Source organism: Fortiea sp. LEGE XX443 (assembly GCF_015206815.1).
GTDB lineage: Bacteria > Cyanobacteriota > Cyanobacteriia > Cyanobacteriales > Nostocaceae > Nostoc_B.
Window position 1 is genome coordinate 18,198 of the sequence record NZ_JADEXZ010000006.1, and the last position, 18,041, is coordinate 36,238.

The 18,041-nt window shown below is 41.2% G+C and carries 18 protein-coding genes and 1 pseudogene; 12 read left to right on the forward strand and 7 right to left on the reverse strand.

Annotation, left to right across the window (positions count from 1 at the left end):
* Positions 1 to 93: 93 nt before the first annotated feature.
* A complete protein-coding gene (locus tag IQ259_RS04300) occupies positions 94 to 1,437 on the reverse strand; it encodes an adenylosuccinate synthase (protein WP_193881336.1) in 1,344 nt (447 codons plus the stop codon).
* A 206-nt stretch (positions 1,438 to 1,643) separates the two neighbouring features.
* Between IQ259_RS04300 and IQ259_RS04305 the strand changes: the two are divergent.
* The 3 genes and pseudogenes from IQ259_RS04305 to IQ259_RS04315 all read left to right on the forward strand — a co-directional run.
* A pseudogene (locus tag IQ259_RS04305) lies at positions 1,644 to 2,223 on the forward strand (Rpn family recombination-promoting nuclease/putative transposase); the annotation flags it as partial.
* 126 nt (positions 2,224 to 2,349) lie between these two features.
* A complete protein-coding gene (locus IQ259_RS04310; protein WP_193881339.1) occupies positions 2,350 to 2,517 on the forward strand; it encodes a hypothetical protein in 168 nt (55 codons plus the stop codon).
* 215 nt (positions 2,518 to 2,732) lie between these two features.
* On the forward strand, positions 2,733 to 3,776 hold the full coding sequence (locus tag IQ259_RS04315; RefSeq protein WP_193881341.1) for an adenosine deaminase: 1,044 nt from the start codon (positions 2,733 to 2,735) through the stop codon (positions 3,774 to 3,776).
* A 301-nt stretch (positions 3,777 to 4,077) separates the two neighbouring features.
* On the opposite strand, the gene IQ259_RS04320 is transcribed toward IQ259_RS04315, so the two are convergent.
* A complete protein-coding gene (locus IQ259_RS04320) occupies positions 4,078 to 4,413 on the reverse strand; it encodes a rhodanese-like domain-containing protein (RefSeq protein WP_193881344.1) in 336 nt (111 codons plus the stop codon).
* Positions 4,414 to 4,562: 149 nt separating this feature from the next.
* Here IQ259_RS04320 and mutL point away from each other — a divergent pair, with 149 nt between their 5' ends.
* On the forward strand, positions 4,563 to 6,269 hold the full coding sequence (gene mutL / locus IQ259_RS04325) for a DNA mismatch repair endonuclease MutL (protein ID WP_193881346.1): 1,707 nt from the start codon (positions 4,563 to 4,565) through the stop codon (positions 6,267 to 6,269).
* 124 nt (positions 6,270 to 6,393) lie between these two features.
* On the opposite strand, the gene IQ259_RS04330 is transcribed toward mutL, so the two are convergent.
* From IQ259_RS04330 to IQ259_RS04345, 4 genes are all read right to left on the reverse strand, one after another.
* Positions 6,394 to 6,861, reverse strand: coding sequence for a DUF4168 domain-containing protein (locus IQ259_RS04330; RefSeq protein WP_193881349.1), 468 nt, complete (start codon positions 6,859 to 6,861; stop codon positions 6,394 to 6,396).
* A gap of 110 nt (positions 6,862 to 6,971) precedes the next feature.
* Positions 6,972 to 7,961 carry a DNA polymerase III subunit delta gene (holA, locus tag IQ259_RS04335; protein ID WP_193881352.1) on the reverse strand — a complete coding sequence of 330 codons (990 nt, stop codon included), beginning with the start codon at positions 7,959 to 7,961 and terminating at the stop codon, positions 6,972 to 6,974.
* A 406-nt stretch (positions 7,962 to 8,367) separates the two neighbouring features.
* The gene (locus IQ259_RS04340; RefSeq protein ID WP_193881354.1) at positions 8,368 to 9,669 is read right to left on the reverse strand and encodes a recombinase family protein; all 1,302 of its coding nucleotides are present in this window, start codon (positions 9,667 to 9,669) and stop codon (positions 8,368 to 8,370) included.
* 89 nt (positions 9,670 to 9,758) lie between these two features.
* Positions 9,759 to 10,118 carry a VOC family protein gene (locus IQ259_RS04345; protein ID WP_193881357.1) on the reverse strand — a complete coding sequence of 120 codons (360 nt, stop codon included), beginning with the start codon at positions 10,116 to 10,118 and terminating at the stop codon, positions 9,759 to 9,761.
* 547 nt (positions 10,119 to 10,665) lie between these two features.
* Here IQ259_RS04345 and IQ259_RS04350 point away from each other — a divergent pair.
* The 8 genes from IQ259_RS04350 to rlmN all read left to right on the forward strand — a co-directional run bounded on the left by IQ259_RS04350 (position 10,666) and on the right by rlmN (position 17,507).
* Complete coding sequence (locus IQ259_RS04350; RefSeq protein WP_193881360.1) at positions 10,666 to 11,913, forward strand: DUF4912 domain-containing protein; 1,248 nt, start codon at positions 10,666 to 10,668, stop codon at positions 11,911 to 11,913.
* A 95-nt stretch (positions 11,914 to 12,008) separates the two neighbouring features.
* Positions 12,009 to 12,941 carry a phosphodiester glycosidase family protein gene (locus tag IQ259_RS04355; protein ID WP_193881363.1) on the forward strand — a complete coding sequence of 311 codons (933 nt, stop codon included), beginning with the start codon at positions 12,009 to 12,011 and terminating at the stop codon, positions 12,939 to 12,941.
* A 296-nt stretch (positions 12,942 to 13,237) separates the two neighbouring features.
* Positions 13,238 to 13,588 (forward strand): cytochrome c6 PetJ, encoded by a 351-nt coding sequence (gene petJ, locus IQ259_RS04360; RefSeq protein ID WP_370567997.1) that lies wholly within the window; start codon positions 13,238 to 13,240, stop codon positions 13,586 to 13,588.
* Between the two features lie 20 nt (positions 13,589 to 13,608).
* A complete protein-coding gene (locus IQ259_RS04365; protein ID WP_193881366.1) occupies positions 13,609 to 14,628 on the forward strand; it encodes an aldo/keto reductase in 1,020 nt (339 codons plus the stop codon).
* 165 nt (positions 14,629 to 14,793) lie between these two features.
* On the forward strand, positions 14,794 to 15,288 hold the full coding sequence (locus IQ259_RS04370; protein ID WP_193881369.1) for a VOC family protein: 495 nt from the start codon (positions 14,794 to 14,796) through the stop codon (positions 15,286 to 15,288).
* A gap of 44 nt (positions 15,289 to 15,332) precedes the next feature.
* A complete protein-coding gene (locus IQ259_RS04375) occupies positions 15,333 to 15,611 on the forward strand; it encodes a hypothetical protein (RefSeq protein WP_193881372.1) in 279 nt (92 codons plus the stop codon).
* A gap of 310 nt (positions 15,612 to 15,921) precedes the next feature.
* Positions 15,922 to 16,374, forward strand: a complete 453-nt coding sequence (locus IQ259_RS04380) for a hypothetical protein (RefSeq protein WP_193881375.1) — start codon at positions 15,922 to 15,924, stop codon at positions 16,372 to 16,374.
* A 62-nt stretch (positions 16,375 to 16,436) separates the two neighbouring features.
* The gene (gene rlmN / locus IQ259_RS04385; protein ID WP_193881378.1) at positions 16,437 to 17,507 is read left to right on the forward strand and encodes a 23S rRNA (adenine(2503)-C(2))-methyltransferase RlmN; all 1,071 of its coding nucleotides are present in this window, start codon (positions 16,437 to 16,439) and stop codon (positions 17,505 to 17,507) included.
* A gap of 200 nt (positions 17,508 to 17,707) precedes the next feature.
* Here rlmN and IQ259_RS27040 read toward each other — a convergent pair whose 3' ends face one another.
* Positions 17,708 to 17,890 carry a replication restart DNA helicase PriA gene (locus IQ259_RS27040; protein ID WP_228014358.1) on the reverse strand — a complete coding sequence of 61 codons (183 nt, stop codon included), beginning with the start codon at positions 17,888 to 17,890 and terminating at the stop codon, positions 17,708 to 17,710.
* Positions 17,891 to 18,041 lie beyond the last annotated feature (151 nt).

Sequence of the window (18,041 nt, forward strand, 5' to 3'; positions counted from 1 at the left end):
AAATTTGGTGGCTCTTGTTTAGGAAGGGTCGGAATCCCCTTCTAAACAAAACCTTCTGCCCTCTGCCCTCTGCCTTCTGCCTTCTTCAACAGTTTATGCACTGAGTAAGGAGGCAGGTGTGCCGTCAGCGTGCAGTAATGCACGTTTGGGGCCGTGAATGGGGTCTTCTACAATTATGGTTTGATCGCGGCTGGCTCCTAAAGAGACGATCGCGATCGGAACTTCCATCAATTCTGCTAAGAATTTTAGGTAGTCTAGTGCTTGCTGTGGCAAGTCTTCCAGGGTGCGACAGTCGCTTGTAGACTTCTGCCATCCTGGTAAGGTTTTGTAGATGGGGCGACAACGGCCAAACTGACGGGAACTGGTGGGGAAGTGTTCGCAGCGATCGCCATCTATGTCATAGGCGACACAAACTTGAATTTCTTCTAACTCGTCGAGAACATCGAGTTTGGTAATTGCCATACAGTCCATACCGTTGATGCGGACGGCATAGCGACCAATCACAGCATCAAACCAGCCGCAGCGCCGCTTGCGTCCGGTGGTTGTGCCAAATTCTGCACCGCGATCGCACAGATGTTCTCCCAGTTTTCCGTCTAACTCTGTGGGAAAGGGGCCTTCTCCTACGCGGGTTGTGTAGGCTTTGGATACCCCAATTACCCGGTCGATCATTGTTGGCCCTAGACCTGTACCGACGCAAGCCCCACCAGCTACGGGGTTAGAGGAGGTAACATAAGGATAAGTCCCATGATCTAAGTCTAGGAGTGTGCCTTGCGCTCCTTCAAATAAAATGTTGCGTCGCCGTTGAATGGCATCGTATATTTTGAGCGATGTATCAATAACATAAGGACGCAAGCGATCGGCGTACCCCAAGTACTCATCAATCACTTGTTTGGGGTCTAAAGGCGGCAGGTTGTAAAGTTTTTCTAAAAGGACGTTTTTATAATTGATTGTCCACTCTAACTGTTCGCGCAGGCCTTTTGAGTCCATTAAGTCTAAAACTCTGATGCCTGTACGCTCTGATTTATCAGCATAGGTTGGGCCAATTCCTCGCCCTGTAGTGCCGATTTTATGACTTCCCCGCCGTTCTTCTGATGCCTTGTCAATCAACCGATGGTAAGGCATCGTGACATGGGCTGTCTCAGATATCAACAGTTTGGCGGTGGAAATATTAAGTGTTTCTAGTTGGTCGAGTTCTGCGATCAAAACCTGTGGATCAATGACTGTCCCACAGCCGATGATGCACTCGGTATCTGGATACAAAATACCAGAGGGAATCAGGTGGAGTTTAAAAGTTTGACCCTGGACTACGATTGTATGCCCAGCATTGACACCCCCTTGGTAACGTACCACTACATCTGCGGAGCGGCTGAGTAAGTCGGTTATTTTACCTTTCCCTTCGTCGCCCCACTGAGCACCTATGACAATAACGTTAGCCAAGCGTTTATATTAAGAAGTAAAGTTTCCACAAATTGTAATTCTATACATATACTGCAATTTATGTCAAGAAAATTGGAGAAAATTAAATTTTTGGGACGGGTTAGGTAAAAGCGAAAAGAAGCGATTTTTGCAAGTGAAAAACATCCTTGAAGCATCAACAAAAAGAACACTCATGCTGTAAGCTTTTTACATAATTTTTCGTGAGTACGTATCCTGTATTAATCAATATTCTCTCTACAAGGGATATAGAAATACCTACAAGCTTCATATCAAATATTGCCGGATTACGGGCAATACAAGATTATCGGGTAATTAATCTTTGGGAGGTTGATGTCAACATTGCATTTCAACAACCTCTACCATCTTTACTGCCCTTTGTACCCATTCTTAAAGGCGGCGATTCTGAGCCGATAACTTAGAGAAGCATTGCAAATGCTACGTGCTGATGAACAACTCAATCAACTAGAAACAGTCTTAGCTTTTTTTGCTACGTTTGTACTAGAGAGTGCTTTAGTTCAAGAAATTATGAGGTGGGATATGGCTGTGTTACGCGAATCACCTTGGTATCAAGAAATTTTACGTGAAGGAGAAGCAAGCGGAGAAGCACGGGGGCTAAGAGAAGGATTGTTGTCAGGTATTGAGTTGGCTTTGGAGATAAAATTTGGTAATCCTGGGTTAGAATTAATGCCTTTTATCAATCGAATCACTGATTTGTCGCAATTAAAGGCGATTCAACAAGCTATCAAAACTGTCAATTCGGTCGAGGAGTTAAGACAGATGTTTTAGAGGATGTTTTTTGATAAATAATTTTGTCAGCATCATAGTAGGTGGAAGTCCAAAGTTTTAGTTCTATCATTCATACTGGGTCGCTATACTAAAATCATTCTTTACGAACAACTACGAATCAGTCTATTGCAGGATGGGCAGCATCAAGATGGCAATGCTAGTTCTCGCTTTCCTGATTTCCCCATAATTGATTGCATTCCTCAGTTTCTTGATCGCAGTCAAACTGAAGGACGCAGCCAAACCCTGAAAGCTTTTCGCCGATGGGTACGAGAGTTTAGTAAAGGCATAAAATAGAGATCGTTTAACCTACATTTAACTCCGATATTTTTGATTGAGGAGAAAAGCGTCAATCGTTCTCCCATGTACCTCAACAATACCCTACAGTTCACACTGATTTTATTGTGCTGCTTTTTTTATTAACCATAGCTTTACCGAATCTTTCTCATAGCAGAGATTTTTTATTTCTATATTTTTGTTAAGATCATCAAAATTTTATCCAAAATAATATTATGACTTTACATGCTGAATTGCATCGACATCTGGGCGGTTCGGTTGTACCGCGTGTTTTATGGCGATATTTTGAGCGACATTCTGCGGAATTAGTTTCTCGTTTTCCCAACTACGGAGAATTTGAAAATTTTTATACAAGACCCCGCAATACCCTAGATGAATATTTAGAATTGCATACCTTAGTTGAAAGTGTGCAAACTGTAGAGACTTTGCCTTACTTTATTTATCGCTTGGTGCGGGGTGCTTATATATTTGAAAACTTAGCTTATCTCGAACTGCGTTATACACCGTATTTACGGACACCAGAACATCTGGGTCAATCACAAAGAATTGACAAGATGGCGGAAATAGTGTCCGTGGTGGGTAAAGCCAGTCACCTGCAAGAATATCCCATTGTCACTAGCCAAATTTTGTGTATGCACTCGCGCCTGCCTTATGAGGTGAATAAGGCGATTATTGATTTGGCAGTGCAGAACAAAGATTATGTATGTGGGATAGATATAGCAGGGGGAGATAGCTATTATGCCGATCGCCTGCAAGAATGGATTAGTTTATATGATTATGCGCGATCGCAAGGCATTAATACCACTGGACATCTTTACGAAACCACCGCTGGTTGTTACCCAGAACTTTTACCATATCTGATGCGGATTGGTCACGGTATCCAAATTCCATTGTTATATCCAGAGTTATTACAGGATGTGGCTAGAAGGGGACAGTGTTTAGAAGTTTGCCCCACAACTTACCTTAAAACTGGGACTTTACAAGACATCCGCCAACTAAAATTAGTTTTTGACCGTTGTTTTGATGCAGGGGTAGATATTGCGATTTGTACTGACAACGCCGGTTTACATAATGTCCGTTTGCCATTTGAGTACGAAAATCTCTTGACTTACGACATTATCAGCTTTGCACAGCTACAAGCCTGCCAAGATGCTGCTTTTCGCCACGCTTTTGCATGGCCTTACAGTCACCGTCCCGCATCGCTGCTAAATGGTTTACTTCAGCCAGAAACAGCTAAAGTTTTGGCTATGAAAGATTAGTAGCAAGGGGACAGGTAACAGGGGACAGGTAACAGGTGACAGGTAACAGGGTAAAAAGCCTTGTGTTGTCTCAATTTTCTCATCTGTTTAATGTTATGAACTGTGATTTGATTGCTGTACCAAGGCGGCTACAAAGGCAAAACCCGCCTACGCGGGTTCTAAAGCCTTCATTTTTCGTCAGTCCGCGCAGGCGGACTTAGTTTGTGTAGCCGCGATTTTTAATCGCTAGGGTTAGGCGGAACATGTGATATGACATACATAAAAATGTCTTTTCCCCACCCCTACTCCCTAGTTATGCTGTTTACGCTGCCACACCCTCTGTAGCGCCGCCAGCTGTTTTCCAGGCAATTAAACCACCTTTGATTTCACCTACCTCAGAAAATCCAGCACCACGCAGTACTTGTGCGGCTTGGGCGGTTTGTTGGTCATTGTCGCCATAGATATAAATATGGCGTTCTTTGTGTAGAGTAGATTTGGCGCGATTTACCAGGTCATCTAAGGGGATTGGAATTGCCCCAGATATGTGACCATGATTATAACTGTGGCGATCGCGCACATCAATAATTGTAAAAGCTGGTTGACCCCATTCCAACCGAGACTTTAAATCGTGAGCATCGGTGACTAAGTTACTACTCATAAGCATTTCCCGCTTACATCTCACAAGCAATCTATCAAAAATCGACTTTCAATAGAGGTTTCTTTACAATTAATAAAAATTTCTGTTGAGGTATAGATAAAACTACTTATTCTATTCAGTGGTTGCTTGGCTGGCTTAAACTAGAATTTATGTCATCTACTATTCAAGCTTTACCAACAGAGGTCGTATATCTCATTACCGCTGGCGAGGTCATAGACTCGTTTGCTTCTGTAGTCCGAGAATTAGTAGAAAATTCTTTGGATGCAGGTGCAACCAGAATTGTGGTTTACCTGTGGCCGCAGCAGTGGCGCATCCGCGTTGCCGACAATGGTTGTGGGATGAACCTAGAAGATTTGCAACAAGCAGCCACAGCCCACAGCACTAGTAAAATTCACTCTAGTGATGATTTATGGAACATTAACAGCTTGGGATTTCGTGGTGAAGCTTTGCACAGCTTGACTACTCTTGCAGATTTGGAAATTTTGAGTCGTCCAAACGATGGCGATTTAGGATGGCGGGTGGTTTATGGTGATGATGGCAAGGCACAAGAAGTAGAAGCAACCGCGATCGCACCTGGTACAGTAGTCACAGTCTCCAATCTTTTTGGTAATTGCGTGTCACGCCGTCAAGGTTTACCCAGTGCCACGCAACAAATGAAAGCTGTACAAACGACAATTCATCAAATTGCCCTTTGTCATCCCCAAGTTACATGGCAACTTTGGCAAAATGACCGAGTATGGTTTACCATTTCCCCCGCTGCTACCACAGGACAACTACTGCCGCAAATCTTACCGCAAGTCCGACAAGGTGATTTACAAGAACTAAAACTAGAAATCCCTAACCCCCAACTCCCCACTCAGCACTCAAAACTCAGCACTCAGCACTCAGCACTTAATTTAGTAGTAGGATTACCAGACCGTTGTCATCGCCATCGTCCAGACTGGGTGCGGATAGCTATTAACGGACGGATGGTAAAATCACCAGAACTTGAGCAAACAATTTTGTCAGCGTTTCATAGGACATTACCACGCGATCGCTATCCTATTTGTTTATTACATCTTTTCATTTCTCCCGACCAAATTAACTGGAATCGCAATCCAGCCAAAACCGAAATCTATCTCAATGAACTAAACTATTGGCAAGGGCAAATCACCCAAGCCATTGACCAAGCACTCCGTATTGATTCGGCTAATTTTAAAGAAGCTGTTCACACAACCAGAGTCAGTAAATTACTCAAAGCTGCTGAAGAAAAAGGCGGCTATAACTTTAACCCCAAACCAGAAGACAATACTCAGCACTTAGCACTTAGCACTCAGCACTCCCTCAAAGCTGTCGCCCAAGTTAGCAACACTTACATTGTTGCCGAACATGCCAGCGGTATGTGGCTAGTAGAACAGCATATTGCCCACGAGCGAGTTTTGTACGAACAAATATGTGATAATTGGCAGATGCTTCCTGTTGAACCGTCAATTATTCTTTATCAGTTGTCACCAGCCCAAGTTTCCCAATTGCAACGCATTGGTATAGAGATAGAAACATTTGGCGAACAACTTTGGGCAGTTCGTAATATACCCGCCCTTTTACAGCAGCGCGAAGACTGTGCAGAAGCAATTTTAGAACTCAGTTGGGGAGGCGATTTACAAGCTGCTCAAGTAGCTGTCGCTTGCCGCAGTGCTATTCGTAACGGCACACCACTGAACCTACAAGAAATGCAAACACTATTAGAGCAATGGCAACGCACTCGTAACCCCCGTACCTGTCCCCACGGAAGACCTATCTATTTATCCCTAGAAGAATCAGCCTTGTCAAGATTTTTCCGTAGACATTGGGTAATTGGTAAAAGCCACGGAATATAAATACAAGGCAAAAGGCAAAAGTTAAATTTGTCTTATACCAATTGGAAAAATGATTGCGACAAATGGATTTTCCAAAAGTTTATACAATTACTGTGTTAAAATCCAAAATCCAAAATTATCTGACTTAGGATTTTTTTTGCAGGCGAATCAATGTATTGTAAATCTGTCTTTTTAAGTTATTGTCATTTTGAATCTCTACAGTAATCTTATTGAAACGCTCAATGCTTAAACCATTTTCTTCAACTATTTGTTGAGAGCGATTACAGTAATTTACAGCAATATTTCTGGCTTTCTGCGGTAAATTGTTAATACTCTTAGGGTCGTTACAAACAATCTGCGGTATTTCTCTACCACCAATCAATTTTTTGATTTCTCCGAAGGCTTGTTGACGCGATGGTTCCATTGCTAAGACAGCTTGGGCATAGCTAACGATTTCATTATTATTCACTACTGGAGTTTGAGCATGAGCTTTGCCTGTAAATATTAAAGTGCTGGCAAACAAACTAGCAGTAGCCATAACTCCAAAAAGGCAAGTTCTAGTTAATAAACTTTCCAGAGTATTTTGGAAAACCAAATTAGCAATTCTCTTCATAATCTCGGTGACACAGAACTCAATCTTAGGGGTGCTTTATTGATTGTGAATTATTTTAGGAGCGAGAAGTTCCAACAAAATCTCAGTGTACCGAAATTTTATATGTATTTTCAGTTGCCTTTACATATTTGACAGAGTTCAATTACTTTTGTTTGGAGTGTAGATGTTTCCGCAGATCCTTGCTTAAGGCTGACTTCTAACTCTAACAGTAACGGTAAACACGAGATTAGTTGTTGCACAGACAAGAATTTGACTTCTTGTTGTAAAAAGTAGATACGTTTAGGGTTACTAACATCAGCCGCTTGGGCGATCGCTTGTGGGTTTCGCTCACCGCTATCTGTGACAATTTTGACCCATAACCAAGTGCGAAATTGACCAATTAAAGTTGCCGCTATTCGTAAGCCTGGTTCGGCTGCATTCAACAGGTCAGTTAAAATAGTTAAAGCTTTACCTGTGTCTCCTGTTCTAATTGCTGCTGCTAATTGTAGACTATTTTGCGTAGTATTTCTGACTAATTGGCTAACTGTGTCTACATCTAAAGGCTTTTTGCTATCTAGATAATAAAGCCGTAATTTCTCTAATTCGTTGTAAAGCAGCCTTGTGTCATTACCTACAGATTCGGCTAAGAATTCAGCAGTTTTAGGAGTAAGTGGGACTCCCACAGCTTGAGCGACTTGCTGAACAGCTTGCACAATTAATTCCGTTTTCCAAGGTGGAATGAGGGAAAATTCGCGGAACTCCGTGGCGAATTGCTTCACCAATTTTGTAGATTTTAGCCGTTCATCTGGTTTATTGCGACTGGTGAGTAATAAAAATGAATTTTCGGGAATTACTGGTAAGGTGCGCGTCAGTTCCGCCAAAACATTTTCAGGACATTGTTGACAGAGGTTTGTATTCATGAGCCAAACCAAACGTCCACCAGCGCCAAAAGCAGGAGTCATCGCTTGATTTAAACCTGAAATCGCCGCATCAGGTTGATCAGGAGCAAAATAAGAATAGTTAAAATCTGTCCACAGAGGATCTAAAATGCGATCGCGCAACGAAGTAACCGCTTTTTCAATAGCAAAGTCATCTTCACCCCAGTAAACAAAAATTGGCATAAGTAGGTCGGTGTTAAAAATTGTCGTTATGACAAGGCAGGAGGCAGAGGGCAGAAGGCAGAAGGGAAGAGGTTTTCAAGCTACTTTACTTTCCGTTACATAGTTCGGTTTATTTGCACCTTTCTACTTACATCGCCAGGCAATATTAATGTCTAGGCTCACAATGTTAATTCATCGCCAAGCAATGTTAATGTCTAGGCTCACAATGTTAATTCATCGCCTGCAATGTTAATGCCTAGACTCACAATGTTAATTCATCGCCTGGCAATGTTAATGTCTAGACTCACAATGTTAATACTGTTAATACATCGACTTGTAAAAATTAATCCATCCTACTGGCGTAGCAACTTTAAAAGACTTGTGTGTACACAGTAGGAGGGAGAGTGCGGGGCTTCTGCTGCTTCAGCTAAAAAATAAACACAACTCGTAAATCCCACTCTTTATCTTGGTGAATAATTTCAATTTGCCGAATAAATTCTCGCAGATAAAAGCGTCTTTCTGCTTCCGATAAATCTAACCAAAATTGAGGAATGGAAACTGCTTGAGCCACAGAACGGAGATCATCTGGCGGAAGTGTTGCTAGTCTTGCTTGGAGTGCAGAGATTTCTGTGCGGAGTTTGTACTCCCTTAATTTTGCTGTTTCTAAATCTAAAATGCCAGTTTCAATTAAAGCAGGTAACTGAGCTAGGATTTCTTGTTGACGAGCGATCGCATCTCCTAAATTATTCTTTACTGTGTCTAATTGAGGCGAATTTATTCCTTCTACTGCTAATGGTAAATCATGGCAGACTTTTTCAATCGTACATTCCAAAACTTCTTGGTATGGAATAGCTCGACACTTAGGACTGAGGGGACAACTGATAGGACGTAAATAAAGATACTCTTTATCTTGGTAGCGGCGGGTAACACGGGTGACTGTTGTATGGGAGTTACATTCACTGCAAACAACTAACCCGGCTAAAGAACGCGGCGCACTTGCGGTTCGAGATGGTAAGCGGCTGTTACGCCGCAAAAGTCTGTCAATTTGGGCAGCTTCTTCTTTGGAAATGGTTGCTGCATGGGTGTCTGAGATAATCTCACCATTGAGATAAGCAGTATCACCCCGATAAACTGGATTCGTTAACCAGCGTCTTCCTGTGGTGACAGAAATTTTCTTTCCGTATTTTTTTGCTAAGTAACGTACTGCTCCCCGCAAGGAACCGTAGAGTAAAAAGTTGTCAAAAAAATCTTTCACAACTGGGGAAGTGCTGCGGTCAATGATGTATTTTCCTTGACCCCGGCGATAACCATAAGGTGCTTTCCCCGGTGGAGGTGCTGCTTCGAGACGATTGCGTGCGTGTCCTTGACGGATGCGCCGACTACGTTGTTGATATTGGATTTCTTGGAGTAATTTCAGCAAGTCAGCGCGGAAATGGGATTTTTCTGATGTGTAGGATTGCTCAGTAGCAATTACCGCTACTCCCATCGTCTCTAATTCATTTAAGCGATCGCTTACTTCCTCTACAGTATCCCCCAATTCTTCCAAACGACGCACTAGCAAACATTCTACAGGTTCATTTTGGCAATCTGTCAGTAATTGTTGTAACTGCGATCGCGTCTCTGGTTTGCCCAAATCTTCATAAACCCGTTCCACATCCCATTCCCAATTAATGTTTTGAGTTACAGGTTCTAGGAGAGGGTCACAATAAATGTAGGCAATAATTTTCATTAATCAATTGTCAATAGTCACTTGTCCTTTGTCAAAAGTCACGAGGCAGAAGGCTAAATAATAAAATTCTATACTTCATACTTCATACTTCACACTTCACTCATCTCAATCACGTTCCCATCTGGATCTTGAGTAAAAATAGCAGGGCGGCCGGAAGCACTCGCTTGAATAGAACAATTGTGACTGAGCAATTCTTGTTTAGCTTGTTCTAAATCAGCCACAGCAAAGGCAATGTGAGGGTTGCGTCCCCATTTTTCGTTTGGATTGTCGGTTGGTACAGTTGATGCAGCTATTAAGTGAATTTGATAGTTACCGACTTGATACCATGCACCAGGATATTTCAGGGATCGGTCAATTTTGGATAATCCTAACACTTTGCCATAAAAGTATTCGGAGCGTTCTAAGTCAGTAACGAGAAGGGCTGTATGAAGGCTCTGGGTAATCTGCATTTTTGGTGAGGGCGATCGCTTTCATTTAAATTTTGACGTATTTGCAGCACAATTAATCGATCGCTGGCGTACTCTAGGTATAAATCGAGATCAAATCTCAGCAGCGATCGCCCTTGCTCTGACAGGAGATCAGTCTATCCATCAGGGTTTTTCTGGCTTTGTAAAAGCAAATGTCATGATTTCAATACATTCATTTTTGGTACTTCATGCAATTGTCAAGCTTTCATGACAAAATGATCCCGCAAAATCTATTAAATTCGTGAAACCCTGAAAAAAGTGCCTTTACACCCCTTGATCAATACCGAGGATTACTGGTTAATATTTACTTAACAAAACGACTCCTCCGATCCCGAAAAATGCTTACCCAAGCATCCAAGGAAAATTAAAAGGGAGTGACCCTCATTTTAAAAGCGAATTAAAAAACTTTAAAAACTGGGCAAAACCAGGAGTCAGGAATAAGAAATTCATCTGGGATAGATGACACTTTTATAGTGCATTCTGTAACCGGAGAAATAATTTACCTTTAAAACTACTGGAGGCCAAATTAATGGCAAAAGAACGCCCACCGCTAGAGGAGATGACATTACGGCAACTACGCAAAGTTGCCAGTGAATACAGTGTCTCCCGCTATAGCCGAATGCGTAAATCACAACTGCTGGCAGCAATTCAAGAAGTCCAGCGCAGTAAAGCTTCGTTTAGCCCATCTCGTTCTCTGGAGGCACAGGAAACCGTGGAAGCAGCAAAATTTGAACTGGGTCAAGAAGACCGTACTGGCGGCTCTCTGGCTGATGTTGATGAAGGACTTGCCGATCTGCCGGGTGGCTATGGTGAAAGTCGAATTGTACTTTTACCACGCGATCCTCAATGGGCTTACACTTACTGGGATATTCCCAACGATCATAAAGAAGAACTGCGGCGGCAAGGTGGACAGCAGTTGGCACTGCGAATTTACGATGTCACCGACATCAGCCTTGATTATCAAAGCCCCCACAGCATTCAGGAATATCCTGTTGATGAACTAGCCAGAGAATGGTACATACCAGTTCCCGTGAGCGATCGCGATTATGTCATCGATATCGGTTATCGTAGCTTTGATGGTCGTTGGTTAGTACTGGCTCGTTCTGCCCAAGTACATATTCCACCTGTTTACCCATCTGACTGGATTGAAGATGCCTTCATTACAGTTGACTTTGAAGAAGACTTGCGTGGTAAGACTCTGTACGAACTAGTACCACCTGCCAAGAAGTTTGCTACAGCAGGAACCAATGGCAACAGCAACCCCATCTACGACCAAATCTTTGGCTTGGCAGAATCTGCTGAAGCACAACGAGTCGCTGGTTCTCTGTTTGGTTCTATGCAGCAGGTTCCAGGTTCTGCGCGTCCCGAACAGGCTATCAGTTCCTACGTATTCCCATCTGGTGTAGGTATGTGGGCTGTTCCTACTACCTCTGGTTTAACCATGTCTGGTGTGGGAATGTCGGGTGTTGGCTTCTCCGCTTCCGCCGTACCAGTACGTCCACGCCAGTTCTGGTTAATTGCTGACGCTGAATTGATTGTCTACGGTGCGACTGAACCCGATGCAACTGTGACAATTGGCGGTCGTGAAATTAAACTGAATCCTGATGGTACATTCCGCTTCCAGATGTCCTTCCAAGATGGTTTAATTGACTATCCAATTTTGGCGGTTGCTGCTGATGGTGAGCAAACACGCTCAATTCACATGAAGTTCAATCGTGAAACACCATCTCGTAATACCAACACCAAAGAAGAAGCCATTCCAGAATGGATATTTTAAAATTGCCGAAAAATGGTGATTTTAGATAACTCCAGATTGAAATTTTGAATTATTACCCGCTATAGTCTTCATAGCGGGTTTTTACTATCTTATGTATGCCGATTAAAAAAATATTTCTTGTGTCTGTATTTATCTTGACGATAAATTTGTTATTAGCCTGTCAAGAAAATACTGCCAATTCATCAACAAAATTATCTAAAACTTGTGCTGGTGAAAATGCTCAATTCAGTATTGAGTTTTTCAAGACTAATAATCAAGGTAAAAAATCCGAAAGAGGCATCAACCATGTAATTATTTTTAATCCTAAATCACCAAAATTAGATTTCAAAGTCAATGTAGGTTTATCTCACAAGCTTTATGCTAAAAATCAACAGGGAAAATTGCTAAGGAATTATATACCAAAGCAATTTAATCAAATCATTACTGATGGAAATTCTCAGTTAAATGGGCAACGACCTCTAGCAGCAATTAACGCCGACTATATAGGCACTGATGATCAACCACAAGGCTTAAATATTTCTCGCGGAGTTGAGTATTCAGGAGCATTTAAAAATAGACGTTCTTCCTTTGGAATTTCAGGAGGAAAACCCCAAGAGCGAAAAGCTACAATCCATGCTGGGAGAAGAGACAACAATATTCTTAATTACAATTTAGTTGGCGGTAATGGCAGATTTTATCGTCAAGGTAAATTTAAAGATATCTGTCAAGATTTAGGAGAATTGGCCTGTAAGCAAGTGACTAATCGCTCTATGGTAGCTACAACTAGTAAAGGTTATGTAATTCTGTTAGTTAATGACTTGAAAGCTAATTCAGTTATTGAAACTTCTCAGTTAAATCAAGAGTTACTACCAGATAAATTTGATGATGTTTTAGAAGAGATTGCTCGTAATAATTGTTTAGGTAAAATCCAAGAAGGAATGTTATTTGATGGTGGTGGCTCTCCAGGATTATATTACAACCAAAAGATTTATGTGGAAAATGGCGGAGCAATTGGTTCAGTTTTCTTGATTTACAAAATTTCAAAATAATTTTTATTGAAAGAATAATTTTATAGTATCAGAACAGCTTGACATGAATCATGCGATGGGATGATCCCCACCGTAGGCGATCGCCATCAAGCAAGTTTGCGCCTTGATTTGCTTTCAAATTCTAATACCAATTCTCTAAAATTAGGCAACACATTCAAACCCCACAACCCAGACCAAATCAGAATTTCTTAATTACGAATTACGAATTGGTATAAGATGTTCACCTACTTATGAGAAAATAAATTTTGATTCATAGTTTATATAAATCCATAATTTCTACCAAAAAATACGTCAACATGATGAAAAATAAATCGCTGAAACTCATCCAGTTGTTATGTTTAATTATTTTGTTATTGACCACTACTTTTACCTTACCTGTAAGTGCAAATGATCTAGCCAACGGCTCACAAATATTTAGCGTTCATTGTGCTGGCTGTCATATTAACGGTGGTAACATTATTAGACGGGGTAAGAATTTAAAAAAGCAAGCTCTCAAGAAATATGGTATGGATTCAATAGAGGCAATTACATCCATTGTCACCAATGGCAAAAGTAATATGTCTGCTTACAAAGACCGCCTCACTGAAAAAGAAATTCAAGATGTTGCCGCTTACGTTCTTGAACAAGCAGCAAAAGACTGGCGTTAAATAATTCAAAATTCAACAGTATGGTGCTATCTACAGAAAGTCGTCTTCAACTTACTCCCGATTTAAGCATTTGTCGCATATTAAATGGCATGTGGCAAGTGTCTGGCGCACATGGACAGATTAATCCCAAAGCTGCGATTCAAGGTATGTTCCAATATATGGATGCAGGCTTTACTACCTGGGATTTAGCTGATCATTATGGCCCTGCTGAAGATTTTATTGGTGAATTTCGCAATCAACTCATTGCTACCAGAGGTAAAGAAGCTTTAGCTAACCTACAAGCTTTGACAAAATGGGTTCCTCGTCCTCGCAAAATGACGAAAAAATTGGTTGAGGAAAATATCAATATTGCTTTGCGGAGAATGAATGTTGAATCTTTAGATTTAATGCAATTCCACTGGTGGGAATATGAAGATAAAAATTATCTAGATGCCCTCAAATATATGACAGAACTGCAAACAGAGGGAAAAATTAAGCACCTAGCTTTGACTAACTTTGATACAAAACACCTGCAAATTATCATACATGCAGGTATTAAAATTGTTTCTAACCAAGTGCAATTTTCTCTAGTTGACCGCCGTCCAGAAGTTGCGATGGTACAATTTTGTCAGCAGCACGATATTAAACTTTTTAGTTATGGTGCAGTTTGTGGTGGTTTTCTCTCAGAAACATATTTGGGTAAGCCGGAACCACGAAACGTTGATTTAGCCACAGCCAGCTTGCGTAAGTATAAAAATATGATTGATGCTTGGGGTGGTTGGCGATTATTTCAGGAATTGCTTTCTACACTCAAAGAAATTGCTGATAAGTATGGCGTAACTATTACTAATGTAGCACTACGTTACATTTTAGATAAACCAGCAGTAGGAGGTGTGATTGTTGGTGCAAGGTTGGGTGTATCGGAACACATCGAAAATAACGCCAAAGTATTTAATTTTAGTTTAGATCAAGAAGATTGCGATCGCATCGATCACATCTCTCAGCAATCACGCGATTTATATCAGATTATTGGCGATTGTGGTGACGAATATCGAAGATAATTAAGAATTTGTCATTACTTTTGTAACTTCCTTTATCGGAAGTTTTTTTGTATTTTCTCAAGCACACGCTACTCGCCGCAACGCGATATAATTCGGGGTGTTGGCAAAAATTAATTTCTGGAAAATCTCAAGAATAATCAAAAGTCATAATCATCTAGCTGCTTTATGAAAAGTATTCTTGCTCCTGGACATTTGCGGAGAGTGCATCACATTGCTCTCAACGTCAAAAATATGCAAGCTTCGCGTCACTTTTATGGTAGTGTTTTAGGCTTGCATGAACTGACAGGTAAGGAAGTACCCGCAACCCTAGTTGAACTTGTCGCCGAAGGAAAAGTTGCCAACTTCGTTACTCCCGACGGAGTAATTTTAGACTTGTTTTGGACACCTGATCTTACACCACCAAATCCAGATCCAGAGCAGAGTTTTACGAGAGCTTATCATCTAGCTTTTGATATAGATCCGCGATTATTTGAGCAGGCACTAGCAGTTTTGCAGGAGAATAAGGTAGCGATCGCTCATGGCCCAGTCAACCGCCCTACAGGTAAAGGTGTATACTTTTATGACCCCGATGGTTTCATGATTGAAATTCGTTGCGATCCTCAACCTGAAATGAAAGTACCGAGTGCTGTTAGCGGTAGCGAGGCATTCAGCCCGTATTGAGTCGGTATCTAAACCTGATATGTCCTTCCCCTTCTCATATAGCAATGCAGATATTTCAAGTCATCGAAGCAGCAATCACTAAACCACCAATTCCCCACGAACCATATAAGCAATCGTTGAAAGCTTGGGCAATGTATTGTTTACGCGACAGAGGTTTCAAAGTAGTTTATGCTCAAAATGCTGATTTTGCCATTGAACCCAAAGGTGGAGAAAAACTATATTTTAAAGTTACCGATAATGCAGGTGATGTAGATAATTCTTGCGGTTGGATAGTTTGGGATAGTGTCGCCAAAACAGCCAGCTTGATTCCACCACCATCTTGATAATTTAATTTTTGTAAAAATCCTTATCCGAACTGTATTAGAAACGGTAGAGTGTCCGGTTAATTTTTTAAGAATGTAGAGAATCAGATTTGGTGAATAACTTGGTTCTCTGCTTTCTTTATTTTATAGCAGTAGCCAAGGCAGTTAGGACATCGACCAATGATAAAACTCATGTACTAAAAGACTTTTAACCCTGTCACCTGTCACCTGTCACCTGTTCCCTGTCACCTGCTATGTAAGTTTGAATCAAAATTCCGAAAAACTACAAGCTGGATTTGAAGTCTAGAGTAATCAAACTTCAGAACTAGTCATGAACAGTTTTCATCAAACACAAAATAAATTATTTGGCATAATTCTGGCTACAGCTTCACTACTAACTGGAATTGTTGGGACATCTTCATCTGCGATTGCTGCGCCATTACTATCTACTCAACTTTCAGCAGTGAATAGTAAGATGATTGCAAATGCCTATTCTTGCCCTTGGCACGCTGGAGGCGGAAGGCTAGAAGCTTACATTGAAACTACTAATTTTTATATTCATATTTGTAACAAGCGTGGAAAGCTTTTTTACACAGGCATTTCTAAACTCAATCGTCAAGGTATCCGTTCTCTTCGCGCTTACACAGAAGAAGGCACAGGATATGTCGCTAAGAATAAAGAATATGAATATATCGTGAATGGGGCAAGCCTTGATATTGTCAAAAATGGTAAGGTTGTGCAAACAGACCCAGTAATTAAGTATGTCAGTGGTTACTCTAATTGATTATGCAATTTTCAAGCGTAACAGCTTAGGATAGAGATCCAAGTTTCAACTCGAAAGTCTCTATGTCTGCTACGCCATCTATTTCTCAGGTTGACTCACCCACCTCTAAAACATTAGAACTTATTCCTCCCTTACTCGGTGCTTCGGTTAGCGAGTTAACCGCTTGGGTGCAGCAGCAGGGACAACCTGCCTACCGAGGTAAGCAGTTACATGATTGGATTTATCATAAGCAAGTGCGATCGCTTGCTGATATTTCTGTTTTTCCTAAACAATGGCGGGCGGAAGTCGCAGATATTCCCATTGGCCGCTCAACCATACATTACCGCAAAACTGCACCCGATGGTACAGTCAAGTATCTGCTACAACTGGCTGATGGGCAAATTGTGGAAACTGTTGGCATTCCCGCAGAAAGACGGTTAACAGTTTGTGTTTCTACCCAGGTGGGTTGTCCAATGGCTTGTGATTTTTGCGCCACTGGTAAAGGTGGCTACACACGCAACCTTGGCCGTCATGAAATCATTGATCAAGTATTAACTGTACAAGAAGATTTTCAGGAACGAGTCAGCAATGTGGTCTTCATGGGTATGGGTGAACCATTGCTGAATGTCGATAATGTTTTAGGGGCGATTACATCGTTAAATCAAGATGTCGGTATTGGACAGCGGATGCTTACTGTTTCTACAGTCGGAATCCGCGATCGCATTCGTCAATTTGCCCAACATCATTTACAAGTTACCTTAGCAGTAAGCCTCCACGCCCCCAACCAAGTATTACGAGAACAACTTATCCCCAGCGCCCGTTCCTATCCTTTAGAAGATTTACTGGCTGAATGTCGGGAATATGTCATAATCACAGGCCGCCGCCTCACTTTTGAATATGTCCTGCTGGCTGGTGTCAACGATTTACCAGAACACGCCTTGGAACTAGCAAAACATCTACGGGGATTTCAAAGTCATGTGAACTTGATTCCTTACAACCCAATTCAAGAAGTTGACTATCAACGCCCCAAGCACGATCGCATTCAAGCTTTTGTCAATGTCCTTCAACAACAAAATATTGCTGTTACTGTCCGCTATTCTCGTGGTTTAGAAGCTGATGCAGCTTGTGGACAGTTGAGAGTAAATAAAAAGTAAAAGCAATTTATAGCAGGTGACAGGGAACAGGTGACAGGGTTAAAAGTCTTTTAGTGCATGAGTTTTATCATTGGCTGATGTCCTAACTGCCTTGGCTACTGCCATACTTCAAAAAAGGCAGAAGGGAAAAGATTTTTAGACATCATTCGACTTAACACAATGATGTTTACTTTTATCAGTCTGCCTATGTATATTTTTCTTTACCTTTTACTTAGTTGAATTCCTGGGGCATAAGCTTCAATAACTTTGCCGGTACGTGTGCAGCTAATCATTAAATAGTCGCAGCTTGAGCATTGTGTGCGTGTTAATTCACTATCCAAAATATAATAACGCTCTGCTGTTTTACCACAATTTGGGCAGTAAATTTTTTGTACTGTCTGCATTTTAAAATCCCTGGATATTAACTATGTTTTGATTGGTAGGACTGTTAGTTTAACCGAAAAATTCTGGTCTTAACAAACGTAACAAACAGCCAAAATTATGGCTGAAAAATTTAAAGAAAATTTTATGCTAGTAAACTTTTGCTATGGCTTT

Coding starts and splice junctions, on each gene's coding strand:
- IQ259_RS04375 (WP_193881372.1), top strand. CDS start 15,333: ATGCAGATATTTCAAGTCATCGAAGCAGCAATCACTAAACCACCAATT.
- IQ259_RS04320 (WP_193881344.1), bottom strand. CDS start 4,413: ATGAGTAGTAACTTAGTCACCGATGCTCACGATTTAAAGTCTCGGTTG.
- IQ259_RS04345 (WP_193881357.1), bottom strand. CDS start 10,118: ATGCAGATTACCCAGAGCCTTCATACAGCCCTTCTCGTTACTGACTTA.
- IQ259_RS04365 (WP_193881366.1), top strand. CDS start 13,609: ATGGTGCTATCTACAGAAAGTCGTCTTCAACTTACTCCCGATTTAAGC.
- rlmN (WP_193881378.1), top strand. CDS start 16,437: ATGTCTGCTACGCCATCTATTTCTCAGGTTGACTCACCCACCTCTAAA.
- mutL (WP_193881346.1), top strand. CDS start 4,563: ATGTCATCTACTATTCAAGCTTTACCAACAGAGGTCGTATATCTCATT.
- IQ259_RS04370 (WP_193881369.1), top strand. CDS start 14,794: ATGAAAAGTATTCTTGCTCCTGGACATTTGCGGAGAGTGCATCACATT.
- IQ259_RS04340 (WP_193881354.1), bottom strand. CDS start 9,669: ATGAAAATTATTGCCTACATTTATTGTGACCCTCTCCTAGAACCTGTA.
- petJ (WP_370567997.1), top strand. CDS start 13,238: ATGATGAAAAATAAATCGCTGAAACTCATCCAGTTGTTATGTTTAATT.
- IQ259_RS04350 (WP_193881360.1), top strand. CDS start 10,666: ATGGCAAAAGAACGCCCACCGCTAGAGGAGATGACATTACGGCAACTA.
- IQ259_RS04380 (WP_193881375.1), top strand. CDS start 15,922: ATGAACAGTTTTCATCAAACACAAAATAAATTATTTGGCATAATTCTG.
- IQ259_RS27040 (WP_228014358.1), bottom strand. CDS start 17,890: ATGCAGACAGTACAAAAAATTTACTGCCCAAATTGTGGTAAAACAGCA.
- IQ259_RS04330 (WP_193881349.1), bottom strand. CDS start 6,861: ATGAAGAGAATTGCTAATTTGGTTTTCCAAAATACTCTGGAAAGTTTA.
- IQ259_RS04355 (WP_193881363.1), top strand. CDS start 12,009: ATGCCGATTAAAAAAATATTTCTTGTGTCTGTATTTATCTTGACGATA.
- holA (WP_193881352.1), bottom strand. CDS start 7,961: ATGCCAATTTTTGTTTACTGGGGTGAAGATGACTTTGCTATTGAAAAA.
- IQ259_RS04315 (WP_193881341.1), top strand. CDS start 2,733: ATGACTTTACATGCTGAATTGCATCGACATCTGGGCGGTTCGGTTGTA.